This window comes from Stenotrophomonas pictorum JCM 9942 (assembly GCF_001310775.1).
Taxonomy (GTDB): domain Bacteria; phylum Pseudomonadota; class Gammaproteobacteria; order Xanthomonadales; family Xanthomonadaceae; genus Stenotrophomonas; species Stenotrophomonas pictorum.
In genome coordinates this window covers 1-516 of record NZ_BAZI01000823.1, presented here as the reverse complement: position 1 = coordinate 516, position 516 = coordinate 1, and the positions used below count along the sequence as shown (strand labels likewise).

Here is a 516-nt window from a genome sequence, read left to right as displayed (position 1 = left end):
GCCAGTACCAACACTCGGCAAATCGGTCGCCCAGCAGCAGGCCGGCCTGGTCTACACGCGTGAGCGCGGGCGGCGAGACCTGGCGGCTGATGGGCTATGCCGGGCAGCGCGCGGTCGAGCAGTTCCTGGCCATTCCGCCGGGGCCGCAGACAGGCCCGCTGCACGCGGGCGGGGTGATCGATCTGGACAGTGGTTACGGCGGCCTGGACGCGCGCTGGGCCTGGCAGGGCACGCTGGCCGGGCAGCCGCTGGATCTGGTGGTGGGTGCCAATGCCGACCGCCAGCGCCAGCACCGGACCGGCTACGAGAACTTTGTCGGCGACACCGTGGGGATCAAGGGGCGGCTGCGCCGCGACCAGCATGACCGGGTGTGGAATATCGACCAGTTCGCGCAGGCGTGGTGGCAGTTCAGTCCGCGCGGGTCGGCATTGCTGGGCGCGCGCCACAGCCAGGTGCGGTTCGCCTTGCGTGACCACTACCGCACCGCGGCCAATCCCGACGACAGCGGCCAGCGCG

Annotated in this window: 1 pseudogene; it reads left to right on the top strand. The window is 71.3% G+C overall.

Annotated elements, in window-relative coordinates:
* Positions 1-516 (top strand): annotated as a pseudogene (locus tag JCM9942_RS17885) (TonB-dependent receptor); the annotation flags it as partial.